The sequence below is a fragment of the Massilia sp. CT11-108 genome, assembly GCF_047302915.1.
GTDB lineage: Bacteria > Pseudomonadota > Gammaproteobacteria > Burkholderiales > Burkholderiaceae_D > Telluria > Telluria orientalis.
In genome coordinates, this window is sequence record NZ_JBKYMO010000114.1 from 1 (window position 1) to 13,536 (window position 13,536).

The following is a 13,536-nucleotide window of genomic DNA, read 5'->3' on the forward strand; positions in this document are numbered from 1 at the left end:
GAGCCGGCGGGCTTGCCATTCTGTCGTGGAGAAAATCAGACGATCTTGCGGAATTTAACCTTGGTTAGATCTGCCTCATGGATTTGTATAGCCAGGCGGTGTAATCTGATCTTTTACCCCAACGCAATGTAACTTATCGGGGTAGCATCGGATTCGCGGGAAATCCATTCGTGTCGCGGGTTTCTCGGCCTCCATATTATGATTGGCTCATTCATATCACATGAAAGGACTTCCATGAACCATGATGCAGGATTCCGCGTTTCCCGTTTCGAGGAACAGAAACAGCGCGCGCGCCGCGTGCGTATCGGTGTGATGATCGTACTGTGCGCCTTGCCCGTGGCGATGGCGCTGGCCAAGACCGGCGTCACTGCTCTGGTACGTGTATCCGCGCTTTGACGTGCTTGAGGTTCGCGACGATCGTGAACGTCATGATGACCAGTAGCGACCACGAACTCCACTTGCTGACGTGGACGGCCGACCACGCGCCCAGCTGGTTCGGATAACGCCACAATCCCCAGAACGTGCCGAGGTTCTCCGCCAGCCAGATGAAGAACCCGGTCAGCACGAATCCCAGTAGCAGCGGCATGTGCCGCTCGCGGTCCAGCGGACGGAAACTGACGGTCGTGCGGGCGTAGAGCCCGAGCGCGACGGCTGCCAGGTACCCGCGCACATCCCCCAGCGCGTGGTGTGTGAAGAAATTCAGGTAGATCAGCAGCGCGACGAGCGCGGCCATCCAGTACGGCGGATGGTGGCGGACCCGCAGGTCGAGCAGGCGCCATGCCTGGATGATGTAGCTGCCTACCGCCGCGTACATGAACCCCGAGAACAGCGGCACGCCCCACACCTTCGTGTAGGCGAAGTCCGGATAACTCCACGACTTGATGCCGCTGGACGTCTTGAACGCCTCCAGCGCGAACCCGAGCGCGTGGAACAGGCAGATCGCCTTCAGTTCGTCGCGGGTCTCCAGTCCGCTCTTCAGCATCCACGCCTGGATCGCCAGCGCCGCCCCCAGCAGCAGGTCGTAGCGGGGCACGCCGAGCAGGCCGGCGCGGGGCACCAGCAGCACGCAGGCGAAGAACAGTCCAGCGAACAGGCATGCCCGCGCTTCCTTGATCCCGAACATCAGGAATTCGAGCACGCCGCGGCGCCAGCCTGCGATGCCGCGGGTGCGCGCGTCCGTCAGCAACGTGTCGAGCGCGGCGAGCGAGAGCGGGGCGCGGCGGAGCATGGGCCTCAGTAGCAGTCGGTGCCGTCGGACGCGACGCAGATCGACGCCGTGCGCTTGCGTTCGACGTAGTCCGGATTCGCGAGGTCCGCGTCGGAGCCCGGACACGTGCTGCCGTTGCAGGCCGTCGCGGTCAGCTCGAAGATGACTTTTTTCACCGTTTTCCCATCCGGCCCGAGCCCTTCGTCATACGTCTGCGTGGCGCAGCCCACGTTCACCGTGAAGCCGGTGTCCGTCCTGAAGTCCGGGACGGCCTTCACGGTATCGCACGTCGCGTCCTTGGCTTTCAATTTGTAGAACGCCCATTCGAGCCCCGTGCGCGCGGCGAGGCTCGCGCGGGTGCCGAGGAAGGACTGGTTGACGGTGACCTGCTCCGTCTCCGACAGGCGCAGTACGGCCAGCGCGAAGCCGGCCAGCACGACGAGGAAGATGATGGCCGCGATGTACGCGAACCCGCCCGCGCGCCGGGCCGTCATGGCGTGTTCTCCACGTGGGCGCCCATCGTCAGCCGGGCCGATTCGCCGCCTTCGGCCAGGCCCAGACGCAGCTGCAGGTAACCGCTCTGCTGGGTGGCGCCCTGGCTTTCGCGGTACAGGAAGTTGCAGTCGCTGACCTTCGCGACGAGGATCGCGCCACTCGTCGGGCAGTTCTTCGCCGGCGTGGTGCTCGGCGTGTAGCCGGTGACGCGGTAGATGACGCCGGTGCCCGTCCCGGCGCCGTCCGTGCCTTGCCGGGTGCACGTGTAGGTCACGGCCCGCTCGAGCCTCGGGATGACGACGAAACGGCCGCCTTCGTAGCCGGCCGGCAGGGTCGCCGGCGCGGCGAGGGTGACCGTGTTCCGGCCCTGGGTCGTCGTGGCGGCGTCGGCGATGCTCTTGATCGCCCAGCTGTTGGCGGGGTTGTAGACGTCGTTCCCGTTCACGTTGCCGATGAACAGATAATCGCCCGCATAGCTGGCGTCGATGCGCGTCAGCGTGTCGAACGTATCCGTGGCGGCGTCGCGGGTGAACGGGTTGCCTGCGGTTGCATGCTCGTAGTCCGCCGCCGTGCGGAACCGGCCGCCATCCTTCGTCGGCACGAATTCGATGCACTGGTTTTGCCCATCCGTCCACGTATAGCGCAGCGAATTCGGCACGGCCGTGCGCACTTCCCACAGGATGCGGCGCAGCGCGGTATCGGCCTGGCTCGTGAGGTTCGCGCGCTGGCGGATCGAGAGATAGGATTGCATGGCCGGCCGGATCTGCAGCACGAGCACGCCGGCGATGACGCCGACGATGACCATCACGATGATCAGTTCGACGAGGGTGAAGCCGCGCTGGCGGGTCATGATGGGTTGGTCCTCCAGCCGGTCAGCACGACGGCGCCGGCCCCCGGCATGGAGACGGTGACGACGACGCGCACCGCATCCGCCGCCGACGCGACACCGGCCAGCGCCGCGGTCCCGGCCTCGACGCTCACCGAGTACCGCTCCAGCCCCGGAATGAGGTTGCCTTCGACGTCGCGGATGCCCGTCATGCCCTTGCCATAGCCGTTGTAGTCCCTGACGTCGTCGTAGTTGATGCGCGCCCCGGTGCCCGGTCCCGGCGCGAAGGGTTTCATCAGGATCTCTTCCATCATGTTGTCCGCGATCGACTGCATCTGCTGCACGAGGACGGGATCCACGCTGGACCGCGTCGTGGCCGTGTACACGGCGACCATGCCGCCGAGCGCGACGCCCATGATGACGAGGGCGACGATCAGTTCGACCAGCGTGACGCCGGTGCTGCGCCTGGCTTTATTCAACATAGCCGGTCGCGCCTTGTACGGTGATGGTGCGGAAGATCGTACCGCCGTTGACCGCGCCCGTGACGGACAGGCCGCCCGCCCAGGCGGCCGCGCCGCCGGCGTCCGTCGTGATGCGGCCGTCCGGCTGGAAGTACAGGGTGGCCGGCAGGTTGCCGGTCGTGACCGCGAGCGCGCTGTCGCTCGTCGCATAGTCGTCGTCGCCCACGCCGTTCAGCGCGATCCAGCCGTTGTTGTTGCCGTTCACGCGCAGTACGACGGCCTTCGGCCCGACGTTCGCCGACACGACGCGCCGGTGCCCCATCGCGATCTTCTGAGCGCGGCGCAGGCCGCTGACGACCTGGTCCCCGAACACGGCCGCTTCCGCCGACTTGTCGCCCGTCAGGCGCGGGATGCCGATGGCGGCCAGCGCGGCGATGATGATCATCACGACGACCAGCTCGACGATCGTGAAGCCGCCGCGACGGGCAGGGCGAGTCATCGGAACACCTCGCGCGTGTGGATGATGCGCTTCGTCTCCGGCGCGTAGACGCCGAACGTGGCCAGCGCGGACGGGTCGACGTTGCCGGCGGCTGCGCAGGAGGCGTCCGGGCTGCGCAGGAACGCGAGGGCGGCGCCCGTGCTGGTCGACATCCCCGCGCCCCGGCTGGCGTAGCAGGACGTGTTGGCGGCCGTCGTTCCCAGGTTGAGCGCGAACGGCACGCTGACGTGGGCGGCGGCGGAGGGCGTCAACGTGAGGTCGGCCTTGCCGCCCGTGAACGCCGGCGCCCTGCTCCGGATTCCCGTGTCGATCGAGTATTACACGGGCCAGATGTGGATCATGAACGCCGAGGACTCCACCACCGCCCTGCCGGCCCATGTCGCGACGCCGGCCTTGAAGTCCGCTGCCCGCAATTGCGCCTTGCCCACGAGGTCGGTGACCGGGTAGCCGGGCGAGCGGCTGAAGGCGCCGCCGGCCGCCAGCGCGCTGCCGTCGGCGTTCAAGCCCGTGAACACGACGTCGCGCGCATTCGTGGCGTCATAGTTTTGCGTGACGCCGTTCTGCAGGTTGCGCGCGGTGACCGTCAGCTTGATCGCGGGCTCGCCCGAATAGTATTGCGCCAGCGTGCCGCCGTAGAAACCGGAGGTGCGCTTCCAGTCGGTGTCCGTGTCGAACGTGAAGTAGGCCGGGCCGAACGTGCCGACGCCGCCGGTGCATCCCGTGGCCGCGCTGCCCGTCGCCGCGGTGGCGGGCAGCACGCCCGTCCCCAGGTAGCCGGCGCCGTTGGCGAGCGATGCGACGAGGTCGATGCGGCCCGTCTCGCTCCACGTGGCCTTGACCGTCTGCACGCCGGCAAGGATAGCCGATGCCGTCTGTGCGAGCAGGCCGTTGCCGTTGCCTGGCTGGCATGTCACCGGCACCAGTGTCGCGCTTTCCGCTATCTGCTCGCGGCCGAAGTTCCGGGTCACGGCCGGGGTGGACGCGGCATTCAGGGCCGTGACCGTCGCCGTAAACTCCTTGCCCGCCACGTAAGGGACATTGGCGTTCGCCAGCGCGAGCGTGAACGCCTTGGGCACGAACGTCGCCTGGACGTTGGCCGACGGTGGACTCCCGGCACCGCTGTCGGTCGCCTTGACGGTCACCGCGCCGGCGTCCGCGTATTGCAGCGGCACGCTCGCCTTGCCTTCCTCGTTGAAGGTGAGCTTGACGGTCGCGCCGGTGCCGTCGCAGGCCGCCGCGGCGTTCTGGCCACTGTTCAGGGGAATATTGTTCAGCCGGACGGGCAGCGTGCCGCTCGCCGGATTGCTGTAGGCGCAGGTGAAGTTGATGTTGCGATCCACATTGTTGAACAGCGGCACGCACGTATTCTGTTTCGCGTCGAAGCGCACGGCGGCCATCGTGAGCTGCGGGGGCGCGGGCGCCTCCGCGTAGGCGGCGTCGGCGCTCAGCGTCATCGTGTACGCGGAACTGGCCACGGCGACCTTGCAGTCGCCCCCCGTGCCCGTATCCGTGCGTATGCAGGTCGTGGCGCTGGCCGTCGTCGCGCCGGTCAGCCCCAGGGTGAACGTGCCGGCCTGGGACCAGCTCACGGCCGCCTGCGCGCTGCCGGACGTCGGTATTGCCACCGACTGGCCCGTCGGGGCCAGCGTCACGGTGGCGCCGCCCCCGTACGTGGCCGTGCACGCCTGGTTGGCGCAGGCGGTAATCTTCACCGCCGACGGTGCGCACACGCTGCCCGCCGGGTTGTAGTTGATGAGGAAGTGATCGAGCGCTACAACATTGCCCTGGCAGCGCGGCCCCATGGACGTGTTCACGTCGTAGCCGCTGCCGTTCTGTACGCAGTCGCACTTGCCGGTGGTGGTGCCGCCCGAGCAGTAAATCGTCTTCGTCACGCGGCCGTGCCAGTTGAAGATGCCGCTGTCGATCGTCGCATTGCCGTAGATGGTCGCCTCGGACGAATCGAGCGTCAGCGTGCCGGCGGTCACGTCGCCCGTGACGCTGTCGGACGACCCCAGCTGCAACGACGTCGTGGCCTTGATGTCGCCCTGGACGGAGGTGTTGGACGGCATCAGGCGGACGACGGGCGCCGTCACGTCGCCCTTGACCGTGCTGCCGGAGGCGAGGGTAAATGACCTGGTCGCGACGATGTCGCCGTTCAGGGCGACGGGCGAGTTCGTGGTGATCGTCGCACCGCTGATCGGGCCGTTGATGGTCGCGTGCGAGGCGACGTTGACGGTGCCCGTGGCCGTGATGCTGCCTGTGAGGTTGAGAGCGGAACCGGTGCCCAGGTTGGCCGTGACGGCCTGGATGTTCGCCGTCAGCGTCTGGTTCTGCGCGCCCACGCTGAACACGTCGCCCGCGATCAGCGTGCCGCCCGTGATCTTGAGGTTGTTCGTGGCGACGCCGCCGATGTTCAGGTCCCCGGTGCTCATCAGGACGGCACTGCCGCTCATCGTGAGGCTGTGGTTGTAGCCGAACGTGGTGTCGGCCGTGATCTTCACCGTATAGCCGCTGGCGATGACCATGCTGTCGTCCCCGGCCGGCAGCGGCAGGCTGGGGCACGTATAGACGGCGCCGGACAGCGTGCAGTTGCTCACGGGGCTGCCGCCGCTGAACGTGTAGAGGTTGCCGGCGAACGCGGGGCTGCCTGCCGCAGACAGCATCAGGGCAAGCAGCAACAAATAAAGTCGGTGCAGGAACATGTCTCGGTGATTATATATTGGCGGAACACGCATTTCGTCAAATCAATACTGCGTGCGATCCGCAGGTCTCGATGGTGCAATGCGGAAGTGACAAACGCCGGAATTCCAGATAGCATAATTCGTTAGTCTCTCGAACTATTTGGTCCGAACGCTGCCACGCTGGCGCGTATTGACGCAATCCTCTGCCCTCTGACGATGTCACCCACACCTCTTTGCCTCGCCATCGCCGCCGTGCTGTCCTGTCCCGGCGCCGCGTTCGCACAATCCACCCCTCCGGCCGACAAGGGCAAGGCCCAGGACAAGCCTGTGCAAAAGGTGGAAGTGAAGGGCTCGGCCAGCACCTACGACCCGCGCCGCGACGACACGGCCAGCAAGACCGTGCTGTCGGCCGAGGAGATCCGCAAATACGGCGACGACAACATCTTCGACGTGCTGAAGCGCGCACCGGGCGTCACGGTGACGGATAAATCGATCAAGATGCGGGGACTCGGCGCCGGCTACACGCAGATCCTCGTCAACGGCGACCGCCCGCCGCCCGGCTTTTCGCTGGACGCGCTGACGCCGGACCAGATCGAGCGCATCGAGGTGATCCGCGCCGCCAGCGCCGAGTATTCGATGCAGGCCATCGCGGGCACCATCAACATCGTGCTGCGCAAGGTCGTCAGCAAGCCGCAGCGCGACCTGCGCCTGAACGCGACGCGCTCGCCGTTGCAGCGCAGCGGCACGATGGGCGGCACGTGGGGCGACAAGGTCGGCACCCTGTCGTACTTCGTGAACGGCACGCTGTTCGGCGGCCACAACGAGTTTCATTCGCGCGGCGCGGACCAGCTGTCGCTGCCGGACGGCACGCTGGCGCAGTCGCGCCTGACCCGCTACGACGGCGGCGGCGCCTACCGCGGCGGCGTCCTGTTCCCGCGCCTGAACTGGAAGATCGACGCGGACAACGAACTGAACCTGTCGGCCGGCCTGCAGGCGAGCAGCCATGCGTGGTCCGGCGTCTCGCACAACGAGAATCGTGCCGGGTCGTTCGGCAATCCGGACTGGATCGACATGCCGGGCCGCACGTCGGGCGACCAGTGGATGATGCGCGGCGAGATCGGCTGGGTCGCGAAGATGGCCGGCGGCAAGCTGGACGTGAGCCTGTCGGGGGAGCGCAGCCGCGACGAGAACGACAACGACACGGATTATTATTCGGCAGGCCGCGCGCACCACCTGCTGCGCGACTGGGACACCGTGTATCGTCCGCGCCGCATGTCGTTCCGCGGCAAGTTCGCGCGCTCGCTGTTCGACGGCCATTCGCTCGTGACGGGCATCGATGCGAGCCGCCAGCGCAACGAGGACTCGCGCGACCGCGTCGACCAGCAGGACGGCGCGCCCGCCACGCACGTGCTCGAGGCCTACGAGCCGCAGGTCACGCGCCTGGCCGGCTATGTGCAGGACGAGTGGAGCATCACGAAGCAGTGGTCGATGTACCTGGGCGGGCGCTGGGAAGGCGTGGAGACCGAGAGTGCGGGGACGAACGTGCCCGGGACGACGTCGCGCAGCCACGTGCTGAGCCCCGTCGCGCAGACCTTGTACAAATTCCCCGACAAGAGCGGCCGCCAGGTGCGCCTCGCGCTCACGCGCACGTACAAGGCGCCCACCGTCGACCAGCTGACGGCGCGGCGCTACCTGTCCGCGCTGAACACCCGCTTCGCGCCCGATTCCAGCGGCAATCCGGGCCTGAAGCCGGAGCTGGCGAACGGCGTCGACGTCGCGTTCGAGCAGTACTGGGCGGACGGGGCGATGGTGTCCGTGAGCGGCACGCAGCGCCTGATCAGCGACTATATCCGCACGCGCCTGGACCTCGATCCGGACGGCCGCTGGATCTATCGCCCGCTGAACGACGGCGACGCGCGCGTGCATTCGCTCGAGGCCGAAGTGAAACTGCCGCTGCGCATGCTGAACCCGGCCGCCGCCGGCTTCGACATGCGCGCGAGCGTGACCCGCAACTGGTCGGAAGTGTCGACCGTGCCCGGCCCCGACAACCGCCTCGACGGGCAGACGCCGATGTCGGCCAACGTCGGCCTCGACTACCGCCGCGATCGCCTCAGCTTCGGCGCCAGCATGGCGTACCAGCAGGGCGGCTGGGTGCGCGTGTCGGACGCCCAGATCCGCCACGCGCACACGCGGCGCGACGTCGACGCGTATGCCGCGTGGAAGCTCGATCCGCACCTGCAGCTGCGCTTCACGCTCAACAATATCCTGGGCATGGACGGCGAGTCGGAAAGCGTCTACGAGGACGCGGGTGGGCTGTCGCGCCAGGCCAGCTGGCAGCAGGGCGCCACGCGCGTCGGCGTGAATCTCGAGCTGAAGATGTGACCAGGAAACGAATGTTCCACCCGTTACGGTTTGGTACAAATTCCAAACGTACAGATGAGTTACGGCGGTTAGCATTGCCGCATGAACTTTACTTTTTCGTCATTGGAGCACGGAACCTGTGTCGTCAAGCTGTGGGCGACGGGCCGTTACGGGTTTTCCCTGCCGAAGAAAGTCGACATCACGACGCCCGCCGGGGCGACGTGTACGTTCCTCTACATCAACAAGGTTGAAAAGCGGGTCAGCATGAAGGCTGAGCCCGGCAACCGGATGATCGTCCGCATCGCCATCGGCGCCTTCCTGGCCGGCGTACCGCCGGACGGCAGCACGGTCGAGATCGATCCCGGCATGCCGCCGTATGCCGGCAAACTCACCCCGGTGCGGCTGGACGCGCCACGCGCACCGATGCGGGTGCGGCCGGGAAAGTCGCATGCCCGCACCCGGCTGGATGTCGAGTGCGGGACGACACCCTGACAGTCCGGGCAGCTGTTTCGCAGCGCTGACGGGGCGTACAATCGGCGGTCACAAAACGTGTGCCTCATCCGTCTAATGGATATGGATACCCAGACCGCCACTCCCCTCGACGAATTCATTCGTCTCCGTCCCCGCCTGTTCGGGATCGCCTACCGCATGCTGGGCGTGCGCGCCGACGCCGAGGACATCGTCCAGGAAGCCTGGCTGCGCTGGCAGAACGGCGGCAGCCTGGAAGCGCGCACGCCGGAAGCGTGGCTCGTCACCGTCGTCACGCGGCTCTCGATCGACCGGCTGCGCGGGGCCATGACGGAGCGCGAGCATTACGTCGGCCCGTGGTTGCCCGAACCGCTGGTCGAAGACACCGCGGCGTCGCCGGAAAGCGCGCTGGAGGCGGCCGGCGACCTCTCGACGGCCTTCCTGCTGATGCTCGAACGGCTGGCGCCGGAAGAGCGCGCCGTGTTCCTGCTGCACCAGGTGTTCGATTTCGATTACGCCGAGGTCGCGGCGATGGTCGGCAAGACGGAGGCGGCCTGCCGCAAGGTGCTGCAGCGGGCGCGCGAACGGGTGCGGGCGGAACGCCCCCGGTTCGCCGTCAACCGCGAGCTGCACCTGGAATTGCTGGGGCGCTTCGTGCAGGCGGCCCGTTCGGCCGACCCGGCCCAGGTGCAGGCGCTGCTGACGGCGGACGCCACGTTCACGGGCGACGGCGGCGGCAAGGTCAAGACGACGGTCAGGCAGGTGGTCGGCGCCGACCGCGTGGGCCGCCTCGTCGCGGGCATCGAACGCAAGTGGTCGAACGCCGACACGCGCCACGACATCATCACCGTCAACGGGGCGCCGGGCGTGCTGACCTGGCGCAACGGCATGCCTGATGCGATCACGTCGATCCACATCGAGGACGGCCGCATCGCCGCCATCTATGTCGTACGCAATCCGGACAAGCTGGGCGGACTGGCCGGCCTGCGTGCCTGATCGGTATCTTTTTGTCAGCGCACAACATATTTTCCTGATAACACTCAGAGGAAGATCAGATAGTCAAAAAAAACGGGCTTTCTTTCTTATGCATGGCGCAAACGGAGGTATGCTGGCGGTCGGCGCAACGCTACCATGGTCAACTCTTCGAAGGCGTGTAACAGATGGCAGGGCATACCTCGTTGTACAAGAATCATGTGTTGTTCTTGTCGCACAGCTTCTTCATCAAGGACAACCAGGCCGAGTTGCAATTGCACGCGCATAAGTACGATTTCGATATCCGCTTCTTCCATGAGCTGAGCGAATTCGTGACGGCGGTCGAACGCGATGCCGCCGACAGCCTGTACGTGGTCGACCTCGACGCGCTGCACAACATGCAGTCCGACCTGCGCGATGCGCGCAAGACCCTGCTGCTGGGCGAGCTGCTGCAGCGGCTGCCCGCGGACCACCGCTACGTCTACCTGCAAAGCGTGCGCCAGGGCAGCCGGTTCCTGCTGCAGCAACGCCTCGTCGACAGCAACTGCCTCGCCTACGCCGAAAAACCGATCGCAAACGACGTCCTCGTCGACAAGCTGTTCAACCTGTTCGTGCAGCAGAAACGCGGCGACGTCGTGCGCGTGGTCATGCTGGGCGCGCCGCCGGGCTGGGACGAGGCGGCGCTACGCGCACAGCGGCTGGACATCGTCTACCACACCGATCCGCAGACGCTGCACCTGCGCGTCAAGGACTTGCAGCCGGATATCGTACTGATCACGGACGCGGAATACGAACGGACGGAAGCCGTCGTGCGCGTTCTCAAGCGCAATATCGAGGCCGATCCCGTGCGCGAGATCACCTTGCTGCAACGCCGCGCCGACCCGGCGCTGGCGCGGCGCGCGCTGGACAGCGGCTTCGATGCGTTGCTCGCGATGGACGATGCCGAGCTGCTCGCGCGCCAGTTGCTCAACCGGGCCGCCAAGATCCGCATCAACCGCGACCTGATCGGCAAGGACCGCGCGACGGGCCTGCTCAACAAGATCGGCCTGCAGCAGAAGGCGCAGGCGCTGATCTGCCGCGCCGTGCTGGAAAACCGGCCGCTGTGCTTCGGCGTCATCGACATCGACAAGTTCAAGACCATCAACGATACCTGGGGCCATTATTTTGGCGACATCGTCATCAAGCGTCTGTCGCTGACGCTGGCGGCGCGCATGGAAGAGGGCGACCTGCTGAGCCGCTTCGGTGGCGAGGAATTCGTCGTCGTGTTCTGGGATTGCACGCTGGAGCATGGCTGGCACCGGCTCGACGCGCTGCGCCAGGCATTTGGCGCCATCGCGTTCGAGGTCAAGCCGGGCGACGTGCGCCACTTCTCGTTCAGTGGCGGCCTGGCCGCCTATCCGGACGGACGCAGCGAGAACGAATTGTTCCTGCGCGCGGACGCCATGCTGTACGAAGCGAAGCAGGGCGGGCGCAACCAGATCCGCCCGATCGCCGCGCCGGTCGCGCAAACGGGCTGAATTCTTACCAATTGTGAAATGGTTTGCCGGCAACGCGTCCGGCGCGCAACACTCTTGCGCTGATTGCTGCCGAATTTCTCTACGGGAAGTATCATACGCACTCCCGAAATCCAACGAAGCAGGAGTCAAGACCTTATGGCAGGCCAAGAAGTCACATTCGACGACGTTGCGCGCGCAGCCGAGAGTTTGCAGGAGGATGGCGAAGCGGTAACCATCGAAGCGGTGCAGGACTTCCTCGGCGAGGGTTCGCCGAACGCCATCTTCAAGCACCTGGCCGCGTGGCGTGCGGCGAACGTCAAGCCGAAGGCTCCCCCAAAGGCCGAGCTGCCGCAGGAATTGCTGGCCGGTCTGGCGGACTGGGCCTTGAAGTTCGCGGAGCAGGCCGGCGCCGGCGATCGCGAAGCGCTGGAGCGCAACGAGGCGGACATCGAGGCGCTGCGTTCGGCCGGCGAAGTGCTGGAAGGCGAACGCGACGCGCTGCGCGAGGAAATGGCGAGCGCCACGGCGGCGTCCGAGGAAGCCATCGCCGAGCGCGACGAAACCATCGAGCGCCTGAACGCGGAACTCAAGAATGCGCGCCAGGTCGCGATGGATGCCCTCGTCAGCAAGGCGAAGGACCAGCTCGCGATCGACGGCAAGGAACAGCAACTGACGCAGCTGCGCCAGGAACTGGAGCGCAAGGTGGCCGACATGGCCGCCGAATCGGACGCGCGCCTGCGCGCCGAGATGGAACTCGTGGGCGCGACGACCGCGCGCGACAGCCTGGCGGCCGAGCTGGACGACCTGCGTGCGAAGCTCGACAAGTCGACCGCGGAGCGCAGCAAGCTGCGGGCCGAGCTGACCGAGCTGAAATCGAAGAAGTAACGCTGGGTCTCAGGGTGACACGGACGGGGTGCGTTTCAGGCACCGCAAGGTAAACGTCGACCGCGTCCGCGTCACCCCCGGCAGCTTGTACAGCTTCTGCCGGAGAAATTTCTCGTAGCCTTCCGTCCCCGCCACGGCGACCTTGATCAGGTAGTCGTACTCCCCCGACAGCAGATACGCCTCCATCACCTCCGGCAACTCGGCCAGGGCGTCCTGGAACGCCTTGAAGATCTCGTCGTCGTGGCGGTCCACCGTCACCTCGATGATCACCGTGTCCGGCATGCCCAGCGCCCGCTGGTCCAGCATCGCGACGTAGCCTGTAATGAAACCCGCTTCCTCCAGCGATTTGACGCGGTGCCAGCAGGGCGTCGGCGACAGGTGCACCGTTTCGGCCAGTTTCTGGTTGCTGATGCGCCCGTCGCGGCTGAGCGTGCGCAGGATCTGGCGGTCGATCTCGTCCAGCTGGCCGTCTTTCATCGCAGTGCTTCCTTCGTAGATTCTAGATAACGCCGGAGATTTTATCTTCTATTTCGTATTTCTGCAGAAGACCCTTGCGGAAATGGCCGTGTTATCGCTATTGAATAGAAGCACATTCTGCGCGTGCTCCCTTACCATGGCGCTATCCTTTATTGCGGCGCAACATCGCTTACCCGGCAATGTCCGCGTCCGCCGCTTTTCGTTCAGGAGCCCTCGTGTCGAATGCAGTGTCACGGGCGGGCGCCGGCTACCGGAGTGATCCCTTCGCAGCCGAACTGCCGCTCATGCTGATCACCCCCGCGCTGTTCGCAGCGAACCTCGTCGTCGCCCGCTGGGCGCAGGGCGCGGGGATCCCGCCCGTCTTCCTCGCCTTCGGGCGCTGGATGCTGGCGTTCCTGATCCTGCTGCCGTCGTGCGGTCCACGCCTGTGGGCGCTGCGCGGCCTGCTCCGCGCCAACTGGCAGCGCATCCTGCTGCTGGCCGGCCTCGGCATGGGCCTTTCCGTTGCACCGCAATACGTCGGCGCGCGCCATACGAGCGCGGCCAACGTGGGCATCATCTTCGCCGCCTGCCCGGCGCTCGTGACCCTGATCGAAACGCTCGTGTGGAAGGCGCCGCTGTCGCGCCGCCAGGCCGGCGGCATGTTCCTGGCGATTCTCGGCGTGCTGGTCGTGCTGTCGAAGGGCGACGTGACTGCGTTGGGCCAGC

At 66.3% G+C, this 13,536-nt stretch carries 15 protein-coding genes; 7 read left to right on the forward strand and 8 right to left on the reverse strand.

Annotated features, from left to right (window positions below; all coding sequences use genetic code 11):
• The first annotated feature begins 234 nt into the window (after positions 1–234).
• Positions 235–396, forward strand: coding sequence for a hypothetical protein (locus ACEN88_RS11750; RefSeq protein ID WP_258850763.1), 162 nt, complete (start codon positions 235–237; stop codon positions 394–396).
• Here ACEN88_RS11750 and ACEN88_RS11755 read toward each other — a convergent pair.
• The 7 genes from ACEN88_RS11755 to ACEN88_RS11785 all read right to left on the reverse strand — a co-directional run bounded on the left by ACEN88_RS11755 (position 365) and on the right by ACEN88_RS11785 (position 6,190).
• Complete coding sequence (locus ACEN88_RS11755) at positions 365–1,228, reverse strand: DUF817 domain-containing protein (protein WP_413339789.1); 864 nt, start codon at positions 1,226–1,228, stop codon at positions 365–367. The genes ACEN88_RS11750 and ACEN88_RS11755 overlap by 32 nt on opposite strands.
• A gap of 5 nt (positions 1,229–1,233) precedes the next feature.
• Positions 1,234–1,701: an MSHA biogenesis protein MshP gene (locus tag ACEN88_RS11760; RefSeq protein ID WP_413339791.1), complete on the reverse strand. Its 468-nt coding sequence runs from the start codon at positions 1,699–1,701 to the stop codon at positions 1,234–1,236.
• On the reverse strand, positions 1,698–2,552 hold the full coding sequence (locus tag ACEN88_RS11765) for a prepilin-type N-terminal cleavage/methylation domain-containing protein (RefSeq protein WP_413339792.1): 855 nt from the start codon (positions 2,550–2,552) through the stop codon (positions 1,698–1,700). Before ACEN88_RS11765 ends, ACEN88_RS11760 begins: the two co-directional genes overlap by 4 nt.
• Entirely contained in the window at positions 2,549–3,010 is a 462-nt protein-coding gene (locus tag ACEN88_RS11770) for a type IV pilus modification PilV family protein (protein ID WP_413339794.1), read from the reverse strand. The genes ACEN88_RS11765 and ACEN88_RS11770 overlap by 4 nt, the downstream gene beginning before the upstream one ends.
• A complete protein-coding gene (locus ACEN88_RS11775) occupies positions 3,000–3,488 on the reverse strand; it encodes a prepilin-type N-terminal cleavage/methylation domain-containing protein (RefSeq protein WP_413339796.1) in 489 nt (162 codons plus the stop codon). The genes ACEN88_RS11770 and ACEN88_RS11775 overlap by 11 nt, the downstream gene beginning before the upstream one ends.
• Positions 3,485–3,739 carry a hypothetical protein gene (locus ACEN88_RS11780; RefSeq protein WP_413339798.1) on the reverse strand — a complete coding sequence of 85 codons (255 nt, stop codon included), beginning with the start codon at positions 3,737–3,739 and terminating at the stop codon, positions 3,485–3,487. Before ACEN88_RS11780 ends, ACEN88_RS11775 begins: the two co-directional genes overlap by 4 nt.
• Positions 3,740–3,805: 66 nt before the next feature.
• The gene (locus ACEN88_RS11785; RefSeq protein ID WP_413339799.1) at positions 3,806–6,190 is read right to left on the reverse strand and encodes a DUF6701 domain-containing protein; all 2,385 of its coding nucleotides are present in this window, start codon (positions 6,188–6,190) and stop codon (positions 3,806–3,808) included.
• A 195-nt stretch (positions 6,191–6,385) separates the two neighbouring features.
• On the opposite strand from ACEN88_RS11785, the gene ACEN88_RS11790 reads away from it, so the two are divergent.
• The 5 genes from ACEN88_RS11790 to ACEN88_RS11810 all read left to right on the forward strand — a co-directional run bounded on the left by ACEN88_RS11790 (position 6,386) and on the right by ACEN88_RS11810 (position 12,351).
• Positions 6,386–8,551 (forward strand): TonB-dependent receptor plug domain-containing protein, encoded by a 2,166-nt coding sequence (locus ACEN88_RS11790; RefSeq protein WP_413339801.1) that lies wholly within the window; start codon positions 6,386–6,388, stop codon positions 8,549–8,551.
• Positions 8,552–8,632: 81 nt separating this feature from the next.
• A complete protein-coding gene (locus tag ACEN88_RS11795) occupies positions 8,633–9,022 on the forward strand; it encodes a hypothetical protein (protein WP_413339803.1) in 390 nt (129 codons plus the stop codon).
• Between the two features lie 81 nt (positions 9,023–9,103).
• Positions 9,104–9,994: an RNA polymerase sigma factor SigJ gene (sigJ, locus tag ACEN88_RS11800; protein WP_413339804.1), complete on the forward strand. Its 891-nt coding sequence runs from the start codon at positions 9,104–9,106 to the stop codon at positions 9,992–9,994.
• 164 nt (positions 9,995–10,158) lie between these two features.
• A complete protein-coding gene (locus ACEN88_RS11805; protein ID WP_413339806.1) occupies positions 10,159–11,487 on the forward strand; it encodes a diguanylate cyclase in 1,329 nt (442 codons plus the stop codon).
• A gap of 135 nt (positions 11,488–11,622) precedes the next feature.
• Positions 11,623–12,351, forward strand: a complete 729-nt coding sequence (locus tag ACEN88_RS11810) for a DNA-binding protein (RefSeq protein WP_413339808.1) — start codon at positions 11,623–11,625, stop codon at positions 12,349–12,351.
• Positions 12,352–12,360: 9 nt separating this feature from the next.
• Here ACEN88_RS11810 and ACEN88_RS11815 read toward each other — a convergent pair whose 3' ends face one another.
• The gene (locus ACEN88_RS11815; protein WP_413339810.1) at positions 12,361–12,828 is read right to left on the reverse strand and encodes an Lrp/AsnC family transcriptional regulator; all 468 of its coding nucleotides are present in this window, start codon (positions 12,826–12,828) and stop codon (positions 12,361–12,363) included.
• A gap of 284 nt (positions 12,829–13,112) precedes the next feature.
• On the opposite strand from ACEN88_RS11815, the gene ACEN88_RS11820 reads away from it, so the two are divergent.
• Positions 13,113–13,536: EamA family transporter (locus tag ACEN88_RS11820; protein WP_413339812.1), on the forward strand; the 424-nt coding region annotated here is incomplete at its 3' end.